Source organism: Nocardia carnea (assembly GCF_029868855.1).
GTDB classification, from domain to species: Bacteria; Actinomycetota; Actinomycetes; order Mycobacteriales; family Mycobacteriaceae; genus Nocardia; species Nocardia carnea_A.
The window spans coordinates 1-4,053 of the sequence record NZ_JARWOV010000330.1 but is presented as its reverse complement, the minus strand read 5'-3'; the positions used below and the strand labels follow the sequence as shown (position 1 = coordinate 4,053).

At 66.4% G+C, this 4,053-nt stretch carries 4 protein-coding genes; all 4 read right to left on the bottom strand.

The window, feature by feature from the left end; genetic code table 11:
* A partial coding sequence (locus QH195_RS33575; RefSeq protein WP_280438357.1) for an amino acid ABC transporter permease occupies positions 1-884 on the bottom strand: 884 nt, incomplete at its 3' end.
* Positions 881-1,561, bottom strand: a complete 681-nt coding sequence (locus QH195_RS33570) for an amino acid ABC transporter permease (RefSeq protein WP_280423980.1) — start codon at positions 1,559-1,561, stop codon at positions 881-883. The genes QH195_RS33570 and QH195_RS33575, both read right to left, overlap by 4 nt.
* An 82-nt stretch (positions 1,562-1,643) precedes the next feature.
* Complete coding sequence (locus QH195_RS33565) at positions 1,644-2,483, bottom strand: glutamate ABC transporter substrate-binding protein (protein WP_280425980.1); 840 nt, start codon at positions 2,481-2,483, stop codon at positions 1,644-1,646.
* A 98-nt stretch (positions 2,484-2,581) separates the two neighbouring features.
* Entirely contained in the window at positions 2,582-3,310 is a 729-nt protein-coding gene (locus QH195_RS33560) for an amino acid ABC transporter ATP-binding protein (protein WP_280438358.1), read from the bottom strand.
* Positions 3,311-4,053 lie beyond the last annotated feature (743 nt).

The window sequence follows — 4,053 nt, the reverse complement described above, 5'->3', positions numbered from 1 at the left end:
CCCCCCCCCGGGGGCGCGCCTGCGTGGTGCGGGCCGCCCCCCCCCCCCCCCCGCCGGGGGGGGGGGCGGCCCCCGGAACGGAGCCTTTTCTCCAACCGGGTGGCGATGGTGGAGAGCAGGACGTTCAGCAGGATCATGATGATCGCGACCACGATCAGCGCGGGAATGGTGTTCGATTCCGCGGCACCGAGTTGCTGGGCGCTGCGAACGACTTCCTCGTAGGTGATCACATAACCCAGTGCGGAATCCTTCAGGGCCACCACCATCTGCGATACCAGCGCGGGCAGCATCGCGGTGATCGCCTGCGGTAACAGGATCAGCCGCATCAGCTGGCCTTTGCGCAGCCCCAGCGCGACACCGGCCTCGGTCTGGCCTCTGGGGAGCGAGAGAATTCCGGCGCGGACGATCTCGGCGATCACCGACCCGTTGTAGATGGTCAGCGCGGTGACCACGGCGCCCAGCGCCAAGTACTCGGAATCGAAGAGGTCGTACTCGGAGTACAGGGCGAAGAGGAAGATCATCAGGATCAGCACCGGGACGGCGCGGGCGATTTCGACGATCGTGCCCGCGGTCCAGCGCAGCCACCGGTGGTCGGAGAGGCGGGCGATACCGAAGATCATCCCGAGTACCAGGGCGAACACGATCGACAGCGCCGCGGCGACCACGGTGCCCTCCAGGCCCGGCAGGATGTAGGTGGTCCATACCGCGCCGTCGAGGAACGGCTCCCATTTATCGGCCGTGAATTGGCCTTGGTTCGCGAAACCGCGGTAGATGTACCAGCCCGCGACCAGTACCGCCGCCAGTACGACGAGCGAGTAGAGGATATTGCGGACTCGGGCGACCGGGCCCGGGGCGTCGTAGAGGACGGATGCCTTGGCACTCATCGGGCCACCTCGAATCGTTTGGCCAGATGCCCGAACAGCAGGCCGGCCGGCAGCGTCAGGATCACGAAACCGAGGGTGAAGATGACGCCGATGGTGATCAGCGCCGCCTCGGTTTCGATCATGTTCTTCATCAGGAACGAGGCCTCGGCCACGCTGATCGCGGAAGCGACCGTCGTGTTCTTGGTGAGGGCGATGAACACACTGCCCAGCGGTGCGATCACCGACCGGAAGGCCTGTGGCAGCACGATGATCCGCAGGTTCTGCAGAAAGCTGAGACCGAGTGAACGACCGGCCTCCGACTGGCCCAGCGGCACCGTATTGATTCCGGCGCGCAGCGATTCGCAGACGAAGGCGGCCGTGTACACGCTCAGGCCGATGACAGCCCAGCGGAAGTTGTTTTCGGCCAGCGAGGTCGGGCCCTCGGAGGCCAGGTTCATGCCCAGGGTGGAGTACAGGCCCAGCGAGCAGAACACCAGGATGAGGGTGAGCGGGGTATTACGGAAAACGGTCACGTAGGCGGTGCCGACCCAGCGGGCCACCGGGACGGGGGACACCCGCATACCGGCTATGAGGGTGCCCAGTACCAGCGAACCGACCGCGGACAGCACGGTCAGTTTGATGGTCATCCAAAATGCGTCGAGCAGCTGGGTGTCGTATTCCGAGATCAAATCGAACACGGTGGTTGCGCGCCTCCGATCGGCGGGATGGGCCGGGATCGGCGGGCCGCGCCGTTACCGGCCCGGCCCGCCGATAGCTGAATCAGTACCGGTCCACCTGCGGTGCCTCCGGGGTTTCGTAGCTGGCGGCCTTGCCGACCGACTCCTGGAACGCGGTGTCCCAGGCGCCCGAGCTGATCATTTCCTCGATCGCGTCGTTGATCTTGTCGCGGGTTTCCTGATCGCCCTTCTTCACACCGATCCCGTAGTTCTCGGTGGTGAACTTCTCACCGACGACCTTGTACTTGCCGGGCGCCTGCGAGGCGTAACCGGCCAGGATGATGTCGTCGGTGGTCATCGCCGCCACCGCGCCGCTGTTCAGGCCCTCCAGGCACAGCGAGTAGGTGTCGTAGGTCTGCAGCTGGGTGTCGGGGAACTTCTTCTGGATGTTCTGCGCAGGGGTGGAGCCGGTCACCGAGCAGACGGTCTTACCCGCGATGCTTTCCGAGCCGGTGATCTCGTTGTTGTCGGCACGCACCAGCAGGCTCTGTCCGGCCACGTAATAAGGGCCGGCGAAATCGACCTTTTCCTTACGGGCGTCGGTGATCGAGTAGGTGGCGACCACGAAATCGACCTGACCGTTCTCGATCAGCGTCTCGCGCTGCGCGGACGGCGCTTCCTTGAAGGTGATGGCGTCCGGCTGCACACCGAGTTTCGAGGCCACGTACTTGGCCACCTCGACGTCGAAACCGCTGTAGGTGCCGTCGGTGTTGCGCAACCCCAGACCGGGCTGGTCGTACTTGATGCCGATGGTGAGCTTGCCCTCCTGGGCGTTCTCCAGCGCTGTCTTATCGCTGCCGCCACCGCAGGCGGCGGTGGTGGCGGCGGTGACGGCTACGGCGACCGCTCCGACCGCGAGACGGAATGCTCGGTTGATCCTCATCGGGTTTTCCTTCCCTCATCTTCTCGATGGTGCTGTGCTGCCGCGCCGATCGCGCCGGCCGCCACGCCGTGCGCGGGGCCGGGCCGGCCTGCGTGCTGTCAGTGGCTGAGTATTTTGCCCAGGAAGTCCTTGGCGCGATCGGACTCGGGCGCGCTGAAGAACGTTTTCGGGTCGGTGTCCTCCACGACCTGGCCGTCGGCCATGAACAGCACCCGGTCGCCGGCACGGCGGGCGAATCCCATCTCGTGGGTGACGACCAGCATGGTCATCCCCTCTTTCGCGAGCGAGACCATCACATCGAGTACCTCGTTGACCATTTCCGGGTCCAAAGCCGAGGTGGGTTCGTCGAAGAGCATCACCTTCGGGCTCATCGCCAGGGCTCGCGCGATCGCGACCCGCTGCTGCTGACCCCCGGACAGCTGCGCCGGGTACTTGTCCGCCTGGTTCGCGATACCCACGCGTTCGAGCAATTCCATCGCCCGTGTGCGCGCCTCTTCTTTCTTCGTCTTACGCACCTTCATCGGTGCGAGCATGACGTTCTCGAGGATCGTCTTGTGCGCGAACAAATTGAACGATTGGAACACCATGCCGACATCGGCGCGCAGGGCGGCCAGGCCCCGGCCCTCGGCGGGTAACGGCACATCGTCGACCCGGATCTCCCCGGAGTCGATCGGTTCCAGCCGGTTGATCGTGCGGCACAGTGTCGATTTTCCGGAACCCGAGGGGCCGAGCACGATCACAACTTGCCCCCGAGGCACCTCGAGGTTGATATCGCGGAGAACATGCAGGGCGCCGAAGTGCTTGTCGACAGCGCGTAGGGAGATCATCGGCGGCGTGGCGGTATCGCCCGCCGCGCCTGGCGCGTCGGCGTCGGTGGCGTCGGTCATGAAGATGACCTTAAGCCGAATTTCCGGATTTGCGCGCCTTTCGGCGACACACCCGGACGCCACACCGGCCCGACATCCGGCCTTAACCCGGCGGCAATCCGCCGTAATCCGTTCGCTCGTCGGCGATTTGCCGTGCGGGAAGCCGGGCGACCCCGGGGCCCGGTCAGTGTGCCCGATAACAACCCATGGACTGTGCGCGGGGTGGATGGCTGGCACACCGGGCGTCCGGATGACGGCCCGTACCCTGTCGGCCGGGTTCTCGGACCGGCTGCTGCTGCACCCGGTCGATCGGCCTCCGGATGGCAGGCGCCCACTGCCTGGCATCCGTGCTCCGAGACCACGCGGGGTGGGATCATTCCCCGATGTGTTCACCTCCCTGGGTGGGGCCCGCCCCTGGTCTGGAGCGACGGAGCGGGGGAGCGCAGCGGAGGAGTGAAGACCAGGGGTCACGAGGGCCCCACCCTCGGGGCGCGGGGGGGGGGCCAAAAAACACACCGGCCCCCAGACCCGGGGGGTTTGGGGGGGGGGGGGGGGCGGGGGTTTTGGGGGGGGTGGGGGGGGTGGTGTGTTTTGGGGCCGCGGGCGGGGGCCCGAGGGTGGGGCCGTCGTGACCCCTGGTCTTCACTCCTCCGCTGCGCTCCCCCGCTCCGTTGCTCCAGACCTGGGGCGGGCCCCACCCAGGG